This is a genomic window from Bordetella muralis (genome assembly GCF_054781015.1).
On the sequence record NZ_BAAGVF010000001.1, the window covers coordinates 370739 to 387707 of the forward strand.

The 16969-nt window shown below is 60.8% G+C and carries 11 protein-coding genes; 4 read left to right on the forward strand and 7 right to left on the reverse strand.

Going from position 1 to position 16969, the window contains the following annotated elements:
- Positions 1–53 precede the first annotated feature (53 nt).
- Positions 54–1913, forward strand: coding sequence for a dihydroxy-acid dehydratase (gene ilvD, locus ACYVIT_RS01725; protein WP_415807732.1), 1860 nt, complete (start codon positions 54–56; stop codon positions 1911–1913).
- Positions 1914–2017: 104 nt separating this feature from the next.
- Here ilvD and ACYVIT_RS01730 read toward each other — a convergent pair whose 3' ends face one another.
- The 6 genes from ACYVIT_RS01730 to ACYVIT_RS01755 all read right to left on the reverse strand — a co-directional run bounded on the left by ACYVIT_RS01730 (position 2018) and on the right by ACYVIT_RS01755 (position 11642).
- The gene (locus tag ACYVIT_RS01730) at positions 2018–2827 is read right to left on the reverse strand and encodes an SDR family oxidoreductase (protein ID WP_415807731.1); all 810 of its coding nucleotides are present in this window, start codon (positions 2825–2827) and stop codon (positions 2018–2020) included.
- A 136-nt stretch (positions 2828–2963) separates the two neighbouring features.
- The gene (locus tag ACYVIT_RS01735; RefSeq protein WP_415807730.1) at positions 2964–4301 is read right to left on the reverse strand and encodes an NAD(P)H-dependent oxidoreductase; all 1338 of its coding nucleotides are present in this window, start codon (positions 4299–4301) and stop codon (positions 2964–2966) included.
- 154 nt (positions 4302–4455) lie between these two features.
- Positions 4456–5016, reverse strand: coding sequence for a 5'-3'-deoxyribonucleotidase (locus tag ACYVIT_RS01740; protein ID WP_415807729.1), 561 nt, complete (start codon positions 5014–5016; stop codon positions 4456–4458).
- Between the two features lie 289 nt (positions 5017–5305).
- Positions 5306–6754, reverse strand: coding sequence for an efflux transporter outer membrane subunit (locus ACYVIT_RS01745; protein ID WP_415808969.1), 1449 nt, complete (start codon positions 6752–6754; stop codon positions 5306–5308).
- A gap of 245 nt (positions 6755–6999) precedes the next feature.
- Positions 7000–10197: an efflux RND transporter permease subunit gene (locus ACYVIT_RS01750; RefSeq protein WP_415808960.1), complete on the reverse strand. Its 3198-nt coding sequence runs from the start codon at positions 10195–10197 to the stop codon at positions 7000–7002.
- 143 nt (positions 10198–10340) lie between these two features.
- Positions 10341–11642 (reverse strand): efflux RND transporter periplasmic adaptor subunit, encoded by a 1302-nt coding sequence (locus ACYVIT_RS01755; protein WP_415808961.1) that lies wholly within the window; start codon positions 11640–11642, stop codon positions 10341–10343.
- A 248-nt stretch (positions 11643–11890) separates the two neighbouring features.
- Here ACYVIT_RS01755 and ACYVIT_RS01760 point away from each other — a divergent pair, with 248 nt between their 5' ends.
- From ACYVIT_RS01760 to ACYVIT_RS01770, 3 genes are all read left to right on the forward strand, one after another.
- Complete coding sequence (locus ACYVIT_RS01760; RefSeq protein WP_415808962.1) at positions 11891–12904, forward strand: LysR family transcriptional regulator; 1014 nt, start codon at positions 11891–11893, stop codon at positions 12902–12904.
- Positions 12905–13066: 162 nt separating this feature from the next.
- Positions 13067–14188 carry an AI-2E family transporter gene (locus ACYVIT_RS01765; RefSeq protein WP_415808963.1) on the forward strand — a complete coding sequence of 374 codons (1122 nt, stop codon included), beginning with the start codon at positions 13067–13069 and terminating at the stop codon, positions 14186–14188.
- Between the two features lie 134 nt (positions 14189–14322).
- Positions 14323–15090 carry a phytanoyl-CoA dioxygenase family protein gene (locus ACYVIT_RS01770; RefSeq protein ID WP_415808965.1) on the forward strand — a complete coding sequence of 256 codons (768 nt, stop codon included), beginning with the start codon at positions 14323–14325 and terminating at the stop codon, positions 15088–15090.
- Here the strand turns inward: ACYVIT_RS01770 and ACYVIT_RS01775 are convergent.
- Positions 15018–16901: an ABC transporter ATP-binding protein/permease gene (locus ACYVIT_RS01775; protein WP_415808966.1), complete on the reverse strand. Its 1884-nt coding sequence runs from the start codon at positions 16899–16901 to the stop codon at positions 15018–15020. The genes ACYVIT_RS01770 and ACYVIT_RS01775 overlap by 73 nt on opposite strands.
- Between the last annotated feature and the right edge of the window lie 68 nt (positions 16902–16969).

A 16969-nucleotide genomic window follows, 5' to 3' on the forward strand; every position in this document is an offset into this window, starting at 1 on the left:
GCGATCCGGCGTATTATTGACAACTTTGCGAACTTTCCCGTCCGAGAAACACCATGCCGCAATACCGTTCCCGTACTTCCACCCACGGCCGTAACATGGCCGGCGCTCGCGCTCTTTGGCGCGCCACCGGTATGCAGGACGGCGATTTTGGCAAACCGATTATTGCGGTAGTGAACTCGTTTACGCAGTTTGTGCCGGGCCACGTGCACCTGCGCGATCTGGGCGCTCTGGTCGCCAAAGAGATCGAGGCGGCCGGCGGTGTCGCCAAAGAGTTCAACACCATTGCCGTGGATGACGGTATCGCCATGGGCCACGGCGGTATGTTGTATTCGCTGCCCTCGCGCGAGCTGATCGCGGATTCGGTCGAGTACATGGTCAATGCGCACTGCGCCGACGCCATGGTGTGTATCTCGAACTGCGACAAGATCACCCCGGGGATGTTGATGGCCGCGATGCGGTTGAATATTCCGGTGGTCTTTGTGTCCGGTGGTCCCATGGAAGCCGGCAAGATCAAGTCGCCGACCGACGGTAAAGTCATTGCCAAGATCGACCTGATCGACGCCATGATCAAGGCCGCCGATCCCAACATCACTGACGCCGAGGCCGAGCAATACGAGCGCAGTGCCTGTCCGACCTGCGGATCGTGCTCGGGTATGTTTACCGCCAACTCCATGAACTGCCTGACCGAGGCGATTGGCCTGGCACTGCCGGGTAATGGCACCATCGTCGCGACGCACGCTTGGCGCAAGGGCTTGTTCGAACAGGCTGGCCGCCTGGTGGTGGATCTGTGCCGCCGTTATTACGAGCAAGACGATGCGTCGGTTTTGCCGCGCAATATCGCGACCAAGAGCGCCTTCCAGAATGCCATGACGCTGGACGTCGCCATGGGCGGTTCGACCAACACGGTGTTGCACTTGCTCGCCGCAGCCCAAGAGGCTGGCGTGGATTTCAACATGACGGATATCGACCGTATCTCGCGCAATGTGCCTTGCTTGTGCAAGGCGGCGCCGGCGACGGACAAATACCACATCGAAGACGTGCACCGTGCGGGCGGTATCCTGGGGATCCTGGGCGAACTGGCGCGCGCGGATCTGCTGGATCTGAGCTGCGGCAATGTGCACAGCGGCACGCTGGGCAACGCAATCGAGCAATGGGACATCAATGGGGGGGCTGGCGAGGCGGCGCAAAAATTCTATCGCGCAGCGCCTGGCGGCATTCCTACGACGGTGGCATTCAGCCAGGATGCGACTTATCTGACGCTGGATATGGACCGTAAATCGGGCTGCATCCGCGACAAGGCCAACGCGTATTCAAAAGACGGCGGCTTGGCGGTGTTGTACGGCAATCTCGCACCCAAGGGTTGCATTGTCAAAACGGCCGGCGTGGACGAGTCGCAGTGGGTGTTTACGGGCCGTGCACGGGTCTTTGAAAGCCAGGATGATGCGGTGGAAGGCATCCTGGGCGACAAGATCGTGGCGGGTGATGTCGTGGTGATTCGCTACGAAGGTCCAAAGGGTGGGCCGGGGATGCAGGAAATGCTGTATCCGACGTCGTATCTGAAGTCGAAAGGCTTGGGCAAGACCTGCGCGTTGTTCACGGATGGCCGCTTCTCCGGTGGCTCGTCGGGGTTGGTGATTGGTCATGCCTCGCCTGAGGCGGCCGAAGGTGGCAATGTGGGTCTGGTCGAGGATGGCGATACGATCGAGATCGACATTCCCAATCGCAAGATCCATCTCGCGATTTCCGAGGACGAGTTGGCCAAGCGCCGTGCGGCTATGGAGGCGCGTGGTGACAAGGCGTGGAAGCCCGTGGATCGTCAGCGTGTGGTGTCGCAGGCGTTGCAGGCTTATGCGGCGTTGGCGACTTCTGCTGATCGTGGGGCGGTGCGGGATGTGTCGCAGTTGAAGCGTTGATGCTGGTGCTAATGCGTCAATGCGTTATGCACTGACGCGTTGATTTGTTTGGATGCCGTGCACATGTGTGAAGCATGTGCACGGCATTGATTTTTGTATCGCTGTTAAATCACTGACGACATGCCGCCATCCACCGGAATGATGGCCCCGACTACATAAGCTGAACGTGGGCTGGCCAGGAACAGGGCGACGTCGGCGACCTCTTCGGCTTTGCCGTAGCGGCCCAGCGGGATGCGAGCTTGGCTGTCGGCCAGAGCCTGGTCGCGCGAGACGCCCTGGCGTTGGGCATCGAGTTCCAGGACTTGTTCGACGCGTTGCGTGAAGGTCGGTCCGGGGTTGATGCCGTTGATGCGGATACCGTAGCGGGCATAGTGGGCGGCCAGGCCGACTGTCGAGAGCATCAGGGCGGCGTTCGCGGATCCGCCAGCCAGGTGGGTGCTGGTGGGACGCTTGCCGCCGTTACCGATGATGTTGACGACGATGCCGTTGGTGGCGCCTGCGGGGCGGGTAGCGGCGCGCTCGCGCATACGGGCGAGGACAGCGTCTTGTACATGGATGTAGGGAAAAAATTTCGCATCCATGGCGGCGCGCCATTTGCTGGCGTCCAGGTCTTCGGGCTCGTGGCGGCGGGCGGCGCCGGCGCTGTTGATCAGAATGTCGATCGGGCCGATCTCGGACTCGATGCGCTCGATCGTCTGGGTGGCAGCTTGTGGGTCAGAGAGGTCCGCGGCAAAAGTGGCGACGTTGTGCCCGCTCGCCTGTAATTGGGCTCGAGCCTGTTCGAGCCCCTGTGGGTCACGCGCGATGATGGCGACGAAAGCGCCCTCTGCAGCAAACGCGTTGGCGACTGCCAGGCCTATGCCTTTGCTGCCGCCTGTGACTACTGTGACTTTGCCGTTCAGTTTCAGGTTCACCTGGTGCTCCGCGAGAAATGGACGATGCGGTTAACGATACTTCATTCACGCCATGCGGGGCATCGCCGCACGCGGCGCGCACGGGGATCGATGTCTATCGGGCCGCGCAGTGGCTTTGCCGTTGCCCGGGGAGCGTTCAGGCAAATGTCTGCTCCATTTCCCGGCGGAACTGCACCGCGGTGGACTTTTCGTCGAATTCGACGTCGTGCCAACGGATGGGCTGTGATTGCCGGACAGGGTTTTTCAGTTTGACTTTTTGTGCCAGGCCCAGTGGCAGATAACCGTCTGCGACAGAATCGCGGGCGGGCATCAGCCGGCCGTAAACGGTATAGCCGCCTTCGCCGTCGAGTTCTTGGCCGACTGCCAGGTCGCGTTTGGCGGTCGCGACGACATCGCCGTGCCAGCCGGTCGGGGAACCGGTCGGCTCGTGACGCAACCCCACACTGGCTACGCTGATGCCCAGTTCGAGGCCGATCAGGTGATAGGGTTTGTACATGGCGGCGTAATTGCCGCTGGGATCGGTCAGCAGGCCATATTCCTTGAAGCAGCGTCGGACGTAGTCGCTATCGGCTGCCAGCGTGACATAGACGCCCCAGCGCAGGTCGCGAAATACGGGGCGGCCATCGCGTTCCAGAGAGGAGATGACTTCGACCTGGCCGCGGTGGTGCAGCATGCCGCCTTCTTCCCGCGGACGCAGCACGCGCGGCAGGTCGTCTACGCCGCAAGGCGGAAAGTGCAGTCCCGATGGCGCTGGCAGCAGACCGGTGGCGTTGGAAACGGCTGCCATTTCGATGGCGCTCTTGGTGCCGTCCAGAAAGCTGTTGAACATCTGGGCGTTGAAGTCGCCCGCCGCCACCATCTCATCGGTGAATCCGTAGTAGGGCCACACGGTGTCGGGGGTGGAGGTGTGAAACTCTGGCAAATATTTGGTGCCTTTGCCGGCGGCGATGATCTCAAAGCCGCTGGCACGTGCCCAGTCGACCATATCGCAGATGAGGGCGGGCTGATCTCCATAGGCCAGTGAATACACGACGCCCGCTTCGCGTGCTCGGCGTGCCAGCAGCGGCCCGGCCAAGGCGTCGGCTTCGACGTTGACCATGATGATGTGTTTGCCGTGTTCGCAGCAGGCGAGCACATGCGCGATGCCTCCAGCGGCATGGCCCGTGGCGTCGATGACGATCTGTATCTCTGGGCTGGCGATCACCTCCAGCGCATCGTCGCTGAAATAGACGCGGCGTGATCGCGCCGCGTCGGGCAGGCTCTCTGCATGCAGCGCGTCGGGGGGCCAGCCTACTCGTGTCAACGCTGCGCGAGCTCGGGAGGGCTGCAGGTCTGCGACGGCGACGAGTTGAATGCCTGGGGTGCGCCGGGCTTGGCTCAGAAACATGGAGCCAAACTTGCCCGCACCGATGAGTGCGACACGCAAGGGCTTGTTGTCGGCCTGGCGTTGCTTGAGCAGGCGGTGCAGATTCATTGCGTCTCCTTCGCGGATTGGGGCGTGGGCCGTCGGGGCGCGGCCCATCAATCGGGTGTCAGGAATGTCGGCGGTGCTGCAAATGGCAGCATAGCGGGTTTCCGTGACGGATAGCTGAAGAATTTGCTGCCGGCGCTTGGGATGGGTAATCGCCTCAGGCGTCGGCGGTGTAGAGCTCCCCGGCGAGGACGTTGCGCCAGTTTGCCCAGGTGAGACGGGGGCGGCCGGTGACGTGTTGGTTGTACGGGGCGTCGTACAGGATGTGTTTCCATTTCGGACGGACGGCGCCGGTGATTTCGGGTTTGTCGTCGATGAGAAGATCGCCTTGGATCAGGGTTTTATCTTTGGTCAGAATCAGACGGTTGGTGGCCTCGCGGCCGAGGTGTTTTTCTACCCATAGGTATTTTTCGGCGACGCAGTTTTCGAATTGCGATAGGGGGGATGAGCAGATGCGGATGTCCATGCCTAACGAGAGCAGTTCTTTAAGGGCTTCGATGGCGCCGGGGACGGGAGGGAGGTTGCGTACGAAACCGGGGGCGGTGTAGATGGCTTCGGCGCGAGCGCGTAGTTCGGGGGGGTAGTTTTGCAGGATGTAGAACGAGGTGCGGTCTTGGTATTCGACTGGAGGGATGTCTGGGTATTGCTCGCGCCAAGCGGTTACAAAGCCGTGCTCGAAGTCAGCTAGGACGCCGTCTTGATCTAGCAGGATTAGCATGGTGGATGCTTGGGGAGTATCGGGGGATTGATTTTGCCATGAGGTTGCGTTGAAAGGGCTCTTTGCATGGCGAGGTTGTTCTTTTGGCGTCGAGGGGGGCAGTGGCCGCGTGCGGGCTTCGCGTGATCGGTCGGCCGCCTGCGCGGCCGACACCGCTTCGTCAACCTCGTCGCTGCGCTCCTTCGGTTTCCCTCGCTCGATCACGAGGCGCCCGCACACGGCCACTGCCCCTCCTCGACTCGCGATGAATCACGTTCGCTGCATCGTTAAAGGGGGCGGGGCCGGCAGGTCATCGGGCTGCCAGCTCGGGGGGTAATGGGGTGTCCCAGCCGCCGCCCAGGGCGCGTACCAGATTGACTGCTGATCGTGCACGTTCGCCATCCAGTTGCACTGATACGCGTTGCTGAGCCAAGACGGTGCGATCGGCTTCGATGACGTCGAGATAGCTGATCGAGCCTTCGTTGTATTGCGTGTGCGAGATGCGGGCAGCGCGTTCGGAAGCCTGCAGGGCAGCGTCCTGCGCGGATATCTGGCCGGACATGATGCGCAGGTTGGCCAGGTTGTCCTCGACTTCGCGGAATGCGGTCAGTACGGTCTGGCGATAGTTTGCGACGTCTTCTTCGTAGACGGCGCGTGCGCGGTCCAGGCCGGCTTGACGGCGGCCGCCGTCAAAGATGGGCAGCGATAACGCAGCGCCAACCAGCGGGCCCAGCAGGAAGGTGCGCGTGGACCATTCGAACAGGTTGCCGAGTTCTGCGGATTCAAAACCTGCACCGCCGGTGATATTCAACCTCGGAAAGAATGCTGCCTGAGCTGCGCCGATGCGGGAATTGGCGGCGGCCATGGCACGCTCTGCGGCGGCGATGTCGGGGCGGCGTTCCAACAGGGTCGAGGGCAGGCCGGCGGGGATGGCGACCGCGATGCGTGTGAGCGGCAGTTCGGGCAGGCTGAATTCCGAAGGGGCTTTGCCTAACAGAACGGCCAAGGCGTGCTCTGCAGTGGTGCGGCGGCGTTCGAATCCCAGTGTTTCTGCGCGCGCGGATTCCAGCTCGGATCGTGCACGAGCCAGATCCAGTTCGCTGATGTCGCCGGCGTCGTAGCGGCGTTGGATGAGTTGCAGCGTTTCTTCGCGCAAGGTGACGGTCTGGCGATACAGGCGCAGCCCCGCGTCCAGTTCACGCACTTGAAAATAGGCTTGTGCGACGTCGGCTTGCAGGGCGAGCAGTACGGAACGATAGAGGGCTTCGCTTTGCTGCGCGTCAGCGGTGGCGGCGTCTACGGTGGAGGCGACACGGCCGAACAGGTCGGCCTCGTAGGCGACGTTGGCCTGGGCACGCCACGTGGTCGAGGCGTCAGTGGACGCGCTGTCGGATAGTCCCTGCGATGCGGGCGAGGGGCGTTGGCGTGTAGGGCCAAAGCCTACGTCCACGCTGGGGAATAATTCCGAGCGGGCGTCGCCCAGCAGGGCGCGCGCCTGTTTCAAGCGCGCGGCAGCGGCCTGCAGGTCCTGGTTGGATTTCTGGGCTTCCTGTTCCAGCGCGTTGAGCGTGTCGTCACCGAACAGTTTCCACCATTCGCCACGCAGCGTTTGCTCGGCGGGTTGAGCGGCTTGCCAGGTACCCGCTTCGTGCGCGGGCAACGGTTGCTGCGCCTCTGCTTCTTTGTAGGCGGCGGGCGTGGCGACGTCCGGACGTTGATATTCAGGTCCTACCGCGCATCCGGCCAGCACCAACAGCATGGCGAGCAGGCCGGAGACTTTAGGCAGAAAGCCGCGTGTCGTCCGGCGCGTTGCGTGAGCCCTAGCTTTGGAGGCCCTGGTCAGCAAAGCACCTGTCATTTGGAAGCGAGGATCATCACCGTGCTGTGCAAGGGAGGCTGCAACCCGCGACTGTGTCGTAGGGCTTTCTGTGGGGAAAGCCGATGTCAATAAGTGTGTCATGAATGTGTACTCTTAATAGCGGATATCCATGCATGCCGTCATGCTCAATGACTCGCGTGATCGGTGGCGGGCTGCGTTGTCACAGGGGCTTCATGATGCGAGGCCGAATGCAGTTTGCCCGAGCTCATCGACCGCAGCAGGACGTAAAAAACGGGGGTCAGGAACAGACCGAACAAGGTCACGCCCAGCATGCCGAAGAACACCGCGACACCCATTGCATGCCGCATTTCCGAACCTGCACCCGACGACAACACCAGCGGCACCACACCCATGATGAAGGCAATGGATGTCATCAGGATGGGCCGCAGACGCAGGCGGCTGGCTTCGATTGCCGCTTGCAGCGGTGTGCTGCCTTGCATCTCCAGTTCGCGTGCAAACTCCACAATCAAGATGGCGTTCTTTGCGGATAGGCCGACCAGCACCATCAACCCGATTTGCGTGAAGATGTTGTTGTCGCCACCGGTCAGCCAGACGCCTGTCAGCGCGGCCAGAATGCTCATCGGTACGATCAGGATGACTGCCAGAGGCAAGGTCAGGCTTTCGTACAGCGCGGCGAGCACCAGGAACACCAGCAATACGCTGATCGGGAACACCCAGATGCCCGCGTTACCCGCCAGGATCTGCTGATAGGTCAGGTCGGTCCATTCAAACTTGATGCCGCGTGGCAAAGTCTCGGCCGCGATGCGCTCAGCTGCATCCTGAGCCTGGTCGGACGAGTATCCCGGCGCGGGCCCGCCGTTGATGTCGGCGGCGGTGTAGCCGTTGTATCGCACGACCATTTCCGGTCCAAAAGTCTGATTCACGTTGACCAGCGCGGATAGCGGCACCATCTGTCCCGTATCGCTGCGCGTCTTCAACTGCAGGATGTCTTGGGGATGGGCGCGGAATTGCGCATCCGCTTGAGCGCGAACTTGGAACACGCGGCCAAAGCGATTGAAGTCGTTGACGTACATGGACCCCAGATAGATCTGCAACGTATCGAACACATCGGTGACGGGCACGCCCAGTTGCTTGGCCTTGACGCGATCGAGGTCTACGTCCAGCTGCGGGACGTTGATCTGATAGTTGGAGAACGTCGGGCCGAGTTCGGGCGTTTGACGCGCTTTTTCCAGGAATGCCTGAGTGGCTTTGTCCAATTCGGCATAACCCAGTGCGGCGCGGTCTTCGATCTGCAATTTAAAGCCGCCCATGGTGCCCAAGCCCATCACGGGCGGAGGCGGGAATACGGCGATATAGGCGTCCTTGATGGCGGCGAATTTCGCATTGAGATTGTTCGTGATGGCATCGCCGGACAATTCGGCGCTATGGCGCTCCTCAAAGGGCTTGAGCGTCACAAAGACAATGCCTGCGCTGGAGCTGTTGGTGAAGCCGTTGATCGACAGACCAGGAAAGGCGATGGCGCTGGCCACACCGGGTTCTTTCAAGGCGATGTCGGTCATGCGGCGGATCACGTCTTCGGTACGATCCAGCGAAGCGCCATTGGGCAATTGGGTAAACCCGATCAAGTATTGCTTGTCTTGCGCAGGTACGAATCCTCCCGGCACCAACTGGGAAATCCCTACGGTTGCCGCGAGCAACAGCGCGTAGACACCCATGGAGCCGGCCTTGCGGCGGATCACGCCACTGACGCCAACAGCATAGGCATCTGACGAACGCGAGAAGAAGCGGTTGAACGCGTTGAAGAACCGTCCGAATATGCGGTTCATGACGCGCGTGAGCCAATCGGGCTTGTCGTGATGTCCCTTGAGCAGAATGGCCGAGAGTGCGGGTGACAACGTCAGCGAGTTAAAGGCCGATATCACCGTCGAGATGGCGATGGTCATGGCGAACTGCTTGTAGAACTGGCCCGTCAGCCCCGTCATGAATGCCAAAGGCACAAACACCGCGCACAATGTCAATGCGATAGCAATGATGGGGCCGCTCACCTCGCGCATGGCGCGATAGGTGGCCTCGCGCGGCGTGAGGCCGGCGGCGATATTGCGCTCGACGTTTTCCACGACCACGATGGCATCGTCCACCACGATACCGATGGCCAGCACCATGCCGAACAATGACAGCGCATTGATGGAATAGCCAAACAGCAGCAGCAGTGAAAAGGTCCCTACGATGGAGACAGGTACCGCCAACAGCGGAATCAACGATGCACGCCAGGTCTGCAGGAAAACGATCACCACGACCACCACCAGTGCGATGGCTTCGAGCAGTGTCGAGATCACCGCCTTAATACTGGCACGCACGAACTGCGTCGGGTCGTACTCGATGCGATATTCCACGGACGGTGGGAAATCGGCCGACAGTTCTTTCATGGCCTCGCGGACTTGTGCCGAGACGTCCAGCGCATTGGCGCCGGGCGATTGCATAATGCCCATCCCGATCGCGGACTGGTTATCCAGCAGCGAACGCAGCCCGTATTCCTGTGCGCCCAGTTCGATGCGCGCGACATCGGACAGCCGCGTGATGGCGCCGTCCGGTGAGGATTTCAGGATGATGTTGCCGAACTCGGCTTCGTTCTGCAGGCGTCCCTGTGCATTGACCGAGAACTGCATCGGTACGTCGCCCACGGTAGGTGACTGGCCGATCACACCGGCGGCAACCTGTACGTTTTGTTCGCGAATGGCGTTGACCACGTCGGTGGCGGTCAGGTCGCGTTGCGCGACTTTCTGCGGGTCCAACCAGACACGCATGGAGTAGCTGCCCGAGCCCCAGATCTGGACTTCGCCCACACCGCTGATCCGCGCCAGCCGGTCTTTGACATTCAGAACAGCGTAGTTGCGCAGATAGGTGTTGTCGTAACGATTGTCCGGCGAAATCATATGCACCACCAGCGTCAGCGTCGGCGAACTCTTGGTGGTGGTCACGCCCAGCCGTTGTACGTCGGGCGGCAGGCGCGGCAGCGCCTGTGAGACACGGTTTTGCACCAGCTGCTGTGCTTTATCCGGATCCACACCCAGCTTGAAGTACACCGTCACTGCCAGGTTGCCGTCGCTATTGGCTTGCGACTGCATGTAGAGCATGTCTTCGACGCCGTTGATGGATTCCTCCAGCGGCGAGGCCACGGTGTTGGCAATCACGGCAGGATTGGCGCCAGGATATTGGGCACGTACCACGACCGAGGGCGGGACGACTTCGGGGTATTCCGAGATGGGGAGCTGGAACATGGCCAACAGGCCTGCCAACAGCACGATCACCGATAGAACACCCGCGAAGATGGGCCGGTCGATAAAGAATTTAGAGATGTTCATCTTGCTCTTCCTGCAAGGGACTTGGCAGCTTCAGGCAACACGGGGTCTAGCCAGCACACAACATCGTGTGCTGGCAGCGAGAGTGGACTAAAGCGTTTTTTATGTGTTCAGGTACGGATTTCCTGGTGCGGGCGCAATACTTTTCAGTTCAGGCTGGCAGTGCTCTTGGGCTTCGCAGGTGTGTCGTGGGCCGGTGTCGTAGCCGCCTCGGATGTCGCGGCCGGCACGGTTGCCGGCTCAGCGGCCGATGCAGGCGTCGAGCCGGTGGCAGCGATCGGCGGGCTGGACGGCGGCGTATCCATCGACACGAGATTCGGGGCGACGGTCTCGCCGGGGCGTACGCGTTGCAGGCCATTGACCACGATGCGTTCGCCAGGCTGCAAGCCACTGGTGACCACGCGCAGTTTGCCTTGGCTCGCGCCTAGCGAGACTTGCCGGTATGCAGTACGGCCTTGATCGTCCACGACGAGGACAAACCGCTTGTCCTGATCGGTACCGATGGCGCGCTCCTCGATCAGCACGGCCTGGTGAGGCTCGGTGCCACCCAGGCGGATGCGGGCGTACATGCCCGGAACGAGCAAGCCATCCGTATTGTTGAACACGGCCCTGACGCGTATCGTGCCCGAGGTGGTGTCGATCCGGTTGTCGATGGATTGCACAATCCCTTCGCGAGAGTGGCCATCCTCGTTGGCCAAGCCTAACTGGACCGGGACCGGGGCGCCGCTCACGCGGGCCGGGCTCACGTATTTCAGATAGGCTTGTTCGTCGACGTCAAAGGACGCGTACATCTGCGAGACCGACACCAGGGTCGTCAGGGGCACCGAGCTGGCGCCCGCTGCCACGACGTTGCCTTCGGTGATTTCCGCACGGGAAACCCGGCCCGCTACAGGGGCGACGATCTCGGTATAGCCCAGGTTCAGTTTCGCGGCATCCAGGGCGGCTTCGGCAGCCTGCAGGTTGGCGCTTGCTTCGTTGGCGTCGTTGCGTTTGGACTCGAAATCCCGCTTGGCGATGGCGTTTTCTGCCAGCAGACGTTTGCCGCGTGCGAATTCGGATGCGGTGAAGGCGACTCGCGCCCGGGCTGCTGCGAGCTGAGCGGCGGCACGGTTTACTTCGGCGGCATAGGGACGCGGGTCGATCGTAAAGAGCGGATCGCCTTTTTTGACCAGGCTGCCATCTTTAAAATGCACTGCCATCAGTGTGCCGGACACGAGCGGCCGGATGTCGACGCGGTCGATGGCTTCCAGCCGGCCGGAGTAGTCTTGCCAGTCGATGATGGTTTTACCCAGTGCCGGAGCCACATCTACCGACGGGGCGGGTGGTGCGCTTTGGGCTAGGGCGGCGCCCGTGCCGGACTTGCCATTCCACAGGGAATAACCACCCCCCGCGGCCAACAAGGCCACGAAAACCGCCAATAAGGCAATGCGTGGACGCGAAACAGACATGGTGTTTCCTTAAACTTAATGGGGGAGATGGACGAAAGCGGCGGGAGCAGGCATTCCGCTGGACACAGACCCGGCTACGAATGGGTCAGAGGCTATCGGCCAACTTAGATGAGATGTATTCTGAATGTTTTCCGTTTCAGGATAAATACAGCTGATTCGTCAACACTGTTTGTAAAAAACGAACAATAGGCGAGAAAATCGCGGTATGCTTTGCACACTGCTACTACTCAAACTACCTGGACAGGACCATGGATCGTTTTCAAGCCATGCAGGTCTTCGCACGTGTTGTCGAGGTCAATAGTTTCACTCGGGCCGCCGACACGCTGGGATTGCCCCGCACTACGGTAACCACCACGATTCAGAATCTGGAGCGCCATCTGGGCGTTCGATTGTTGAATCGCACTACACGCCGTATCAGCCTGACCCCCGATGGGGCGGCTTATTATGAGCACAGCAAGCGTATCCTCGCCGACGTCGAGGAAACGGAGGCGTGCTTTCATGAGGCGGCCGTGCGGCCGCAGGGCAGGTTGCGTATTGATGTGCCTGCCAGCGTCGGTCAGTTGATTCTGCTGCCGTCGTTGAGCGAGTTCCACACGCGTTATCCGGATATTGAGTTGGTCCTGGGGATGAGCGACCGCCGGGTCGATCTGGTCCAGGAGGCCGTCGATTGCGTCATCCGGGGGGGCGAATTAGAGGACTCTACGCTGGTGGCGCGCCGGATCGGTTCGTTTCAGTTCCTGACTTGCGCGGCGCCGTCTTATCTGGAACGCCACGGTGTGCCTCATTCCCTCGAGGACCTGGCCAACCACAAGGCGGTGAATTATTTTGCCAGCCGCTCGGGCCGCGACTACGCCTGGGATTTCGTGGTCGATGGCGAAGTGCGCGAAATCAATATGCCGACCTCTGTGTCTGTGAACGATTGGAACGCACATATGACCTTGGCCAGGCAAGGTTTTGGTCTGATTCAGACGGCACGTTTTATTGCGTTGCCTCATGTGCAGGCCGGCGAGTTGCTCGAGGTGTTACCTCAGTGGAAACCCCAGGTCTTGCCGATTTCCCTCCTGTACCCTCAGAGCCGTCAACTCTCGCCCAAGGTGCGGGTGTTCTCGGACTGGGTAGCAGAGCTGTTCTCACGCTGTCCGTTGCTGCGAGGCGGCGACGGGACCGAGAGCTGTCACGACGTCCATTGTGCCGAGCTGCCCGAGGCGGCGATGCGCGCGCCTCGGCGTGGCGAAATGGTCGAAGCCGAATATGTGATGTAACCGCCGGCGGCGCCCGGGACAGCCAGTGAGGGACGCGGCAAAAGACATGACCGGGACACGTGCTTGCCCGCCGGATGGCGGCGGCGCTAGAGGTGCCCGGCGTGCCTGCGTGTGCGTACTGTATATTTGGGCCGTTGCCTTTACGCCTCATTGGCCCACTCCATGCAGCAGCCTGTTCTCCCCGCGTATTTGATTGCCCGCTGGCTACTTTTGCTGGTGTTGTTGGCCGGCGTCTATTTTCTGAGTGGATTTTTAGTGCCCGCCCTGGCGGCGCTGATCATCGGCTTGGCGACATGGCCATTGTTTCAGCGCATCGTAGACGCCTGCGGCGGTCGCACCATGCTGGCGGCCTCGCTGGCGCTGATAGGCGTGATCCTGGTGCTGATCGTGCCGCTGACGCTGGCACTGTCCTATGCCGTGCAGGAGGCCAGCAATTTCATCGCCTGGGCACTGGCGGCGAATCGCCACGGGGTGTCGGTGCCCGCCTGGATTTCGTCGTTGCCTGTGTTTGGCGATCGGCTGTCCGATTATTGGCGGACCTATCTGGGCGAGCCCCATGCGTTAGGAGCCCTCGTCGAAATGGTCAGCGGCGAGCATCTGGGCAATATCTATCGCATGGTGCTGTCTGCCACCGGCAACGCGTTTCAGTTGCTGCTGAACGTGGTGTTCATGTTGATTACCCTGTTCTTTGTTTACAAGGACGGCGATCGCATGATCGGTCAGTTGGATATCCTGGGCGAGCGTATCTTGCCCTCGCGTTGGCTGCGGTTTTCCCGGGTCGTGCCGGCGACCGTGGGTTCTACCGTGACGGGTATGAGCCTGATCGCTGTGGGCGAAGGCGTCGTGTTGGGGGTGGCGTATTGGGTTGCTGGCGTGCCCTCTCCCGTGTTGTTGGGCGTTGTGACGGGCTTTATGGCCTTGATCCCCGGTGGCGCGCCGTTGTCATTTACCCTGGTGTCCTTGTATCTGGTGGGCTCGGGGCATCTGGTGGCAGGCATAGCCTTGTTTGTCTGGGGCACGGTCGAGCTGTTCATCGTCGACAAGACGCTGCGTCCGCGGCTCGTGGGCGGGCCGGTCAAGTTGCCGTTTCTGCCGACGTTCTTTGGGCTGATCGGCGGCGTGAAAACCATGGGCATCGTGGGCCTCTTTGTGGGCCCGGTGCTGATGGCACTGCTGGTCGCTGTCTGGCGCGAATGGGTGCGTAATGTCCTGCACGAGCGCGAGGGCGGTCAGTTGAATAATGACCACATTGATCCAGAGCTTCAGCGCGACGAGCGCGCGTAAAGCGATATGATGACATTTATATCGACGCATTCACGTCGATATCACTGGGCGCCCCCAAGACCGGGCTGCGCCCAGCCCGCCTCTGACCAGAGGCAAGAAACTTGGGACGGCCCGGCGTTTCTGTAGAGGAAAAAATGTCTGCATCATCCGTGGCGGAGCAAGTCGCCACTTTGCGCAATCAAGGATTTGTCGTGGCTCGCCAGATGGCGTCACCGGATACGGTAAAAGCCATACGGGCCGAGGCGCAGCGCCAATTGGCCGAGGCGATCGGGCCGTTGGAATACGAGGCCGATGTGCAGTATCCCGGTGCGCCTGCCTCGCGCCAGGCACAGGGCGGCGCGACGGCGCGCCGACTGCTCAATGCGTATGACCGGGGACCCTTGTTTCAAGCCTGGGCCACGTCGCCTGCAGTCGCAGGGTGGTTGCACACCTATTTCGCCAACACGCCTGTGCTGTCCAGGGTGCATCACAATTGCGTGATGACCAAGCATCCAGCCTATGGCAGCCTGACGGGCTGGCATCAGGACATCCGTTATTGGTCGTTTTCGGACGACGACCTGGTGTCGACGTGGCTGGCGTTGGGGCAGGAGACGGCCGACAACGGTGGGCTGTTCTTTCTACCTGAGTCGCATGCAGCCTCGTTTTCATCATCCCAGTTCGACGAGCAGAAATTCTTCCGTGCGGATATGCCGGAAAATCAAAACTGGATCGATCGTGCCGTCTGTCCGGAATTGCAGCCCGGCGACGTCGTGTTTTTTCATTGCCGCACCTTGCACGCAGCGCGGCAAAACAGCAGCGATCAGGTGAAGCTGTCCTTGGTACACACCTATTATCCGCAGACTACAACGCCGTTGCCCGGGACGCGGTCGGCGTCGGTGCCAGGAGTGCCGCTGGCGACGTGAGTTCCGGCGCGATCTGCGACAAGTAATCGCCAGCCTCCAAGGCCATCCAATCGCAGGACCTGGCTGTGAAATACATCCAGCGTGCTGCGATGTCCGACGCTCACGAGCATGCTGCCGGGCAGCTCAGAGCGCAGCAGCGTGTAGAGCGTATGTTCCAGCCCCTCATCGGTGGCAGAGGTGGCCTCGTCCAGAAAAACGATCGCGGGCCGATTGAACAAGACTCGCGCAAAGGCCAATCGTTGTTGCTCGCCGAGTGAGAGCACGCGCGACCAATCGTTGGTCTGCTCCAGCGCTGTGACCAGATGTGCGAGGTGCGTGTATCGCAATGCTGCGATGAGGCGTGTATCGTCGGCTGCAGTGGCGGTGGCCGGGTAGGCCAAGGCCGTACGCAAGTCGCCTAGCGGTAGATAGGGGCGTTGCGAGAGGAACAGCGCCTGGGCCTGTGTGGGGCGTTGTACCTGGCCCTCCGCATGGGGCCACAGGCCGGCGAGCGCGCGCAATAACGTGGTCTTGCCGCTGCCGGATGGGCCTTTGATCAACAAGGCTTCGCCCGGTGATAGCCGCAGATGCAGGTCGCGCAGCAAAGGGTGATCGCGATCGTCGGGGCGATAGACGCTCATGTTCTCGATGTGCAGCGCATCGGCGAGCGGCTGCGTTTGCACATGCGGCAGTGCGCGGGCGTGTTGATTGGCTTCTTGAAATCCATCCAGCCGGCTGAGCGTGGCGCGGTACTGTGCGAAGGTATCGTACGAGGTGCGAAAGAACGATAGCGAATCCTGAACCTGGCCGAAGGCTTGCGAGGTTTGCATGACATCGCCGAGCTTGATGGCGCCACTGAAAAATCGAGGCGCTTGCAAAATGAACGGAAACACCACGGCGATCTGGCTGACGGCGAGGTTCAACCCACTGAATTTCAAGGTGCGGCGGATCAGCGCCCATTGATTGCTGATATAGGCGGCAAAGCGCGCGCCCAGGGTTTGCTGTTCAACGGCGGCGCCCTGATAAAAAGCAATGTTCTCTGCGTTCTCGCGCAGCCGCACGAGGGCATAGCGAAAATTCGCCGTGAGGCGCTCGGCCAGAAAATTCAAACGGATCAAGGGATGCCCGATCTTGAATGCCAGCAGCGTAGCCACGATGACATACAGGTAGACCAGCATGACCATGGCGCGGGGAATCTCGATGCTGCCCACGGACCAGGGCCCGGATAGATTCCAGAGAATCTGGGTGAACGCCACCAGCGACACGATGGCGCTGATCGCACCAAACGCCAGACTGCGCGATCCGCTGATGAATGCCGCGATATCCAATTCAATGCGTTGGTCAGGGTTGTCGACGGGCTGATCGAGGAATTGGCCGCGATAATAGGCGCTGCCTGCCAGCCAGTCTTGTGTCAGGCGTTCATTGAGCCAGACGCGCCAGTGAATCTCAAAGGCTTGACCGACGTAGTAGTCAATCAACGCCCGTGCGACGTGTACGGTGGCCAGCACGCCGAATATGCCCAGCATGAGCCAGAATGCTTTGGCATTCAGTGCCTGGAGGGCGTTGTAAAACCCTTGGTACCAGTACGAAAACAACACTGTCATGCGTACGGCAGCTAATGCTAGAAACAGCTGCAATGCCAGGCTGAGCAGTGGTTTATAACTGCGCCTCGGATCGAGATATGGCCACGTCAGGCGCCAGAATTGCCGACCCCAGGTCGTGGTGCGTGCCAAGATGAAAATCGAAATAGCCGAGACACTGCCTGCGATGAGAAAGCTGTATGTCAGCCAGAGCAGACTGCTGCCCAACTGCTGATGCCAATCCAGATCCATGAGGAACGCCTGCCTTGCCGTGAGTTCTTTTTTTAGCGATGAGTCCTGTTGCTAGCGTGCGGTGTCGG

Excerpts from the sequence above, each read along its gene's own strand:
- ACYVIT_RS01775 (WP_415808966.1), bottom strand. The coding sequence starts at position 16,901 with ATGGATCTGGATTGGCATCAGCAGTTGGGCAGCAGTCTGCTCTGGCTG.
- ACYVIT_RS01750 (WP_415808960.1), bottom strand. The coding sequence starts at position 10,197 with ATGAACATCTCTAAATTCTTTATCGACCGGCCCATCTTCGCGGGTGTT.
- ACYVIT_RS01755 (WP_415808961.1), bottom strand. The coding sequence starts at position 11,642 with ATGTCTGTTTCGCGTCCACGCATTGCCTTATTGGCGGTTTTCGTGGCC.
- ACYVIT_RS01735 (WP_415807730.1), bottom strand. The coding sequence starts at position 4,301 with ATGAATCTGCACCGCCTGCTCAAGCAACGCCAGGCCGACAACAAGCCC.
- ACYVIT_RS01740 (WP_415807729.1), bottom strand. The coding sequence starts at position 5,016 with ATGCTAATCCTGCTAGATCAAGACGGCGTCCTAGCTGACTTCGAGCAC.
- ACYVIT_RS01745 (WP_415808969.1), bottom strand. The coding sequence starts at position 6,754 with ATGCTGTTGGTGCTGGCCGGATGCGCGGTAGGACCTGAATATCAACGT.
- ilvD (WP_415807732.1), top strand. The coding sequence starts at position 54 with ATGCCGCAATACCGTTCCCGTACTTCCACCCACGGCCGTAACATGGCC.
- ACYVIT_RS01765 (WP_415808963.1), top strand. The coding sequence starts at position 13,067 with ATGCAGCAGCCTGTTCTCCCCGCGTATTTGATTGCCCGCTGGCTACTT.
- ACYVIT_RS01760 (WP_415808962.1), top strand. The coding sequence starts at position 11,891 with ATGGATCGTTTTCAAGCCATGCAGGTCTTCGCACGTGTTGTCGAGGTC.
- ACYVIT_RS01770 (WP_415808965.1), top strand. The coding sequence starts at position 14,323 with ATGTCTGCATCATCCGTGGCGGAGCAAGTCGCCACTTTGCGCAATCAA.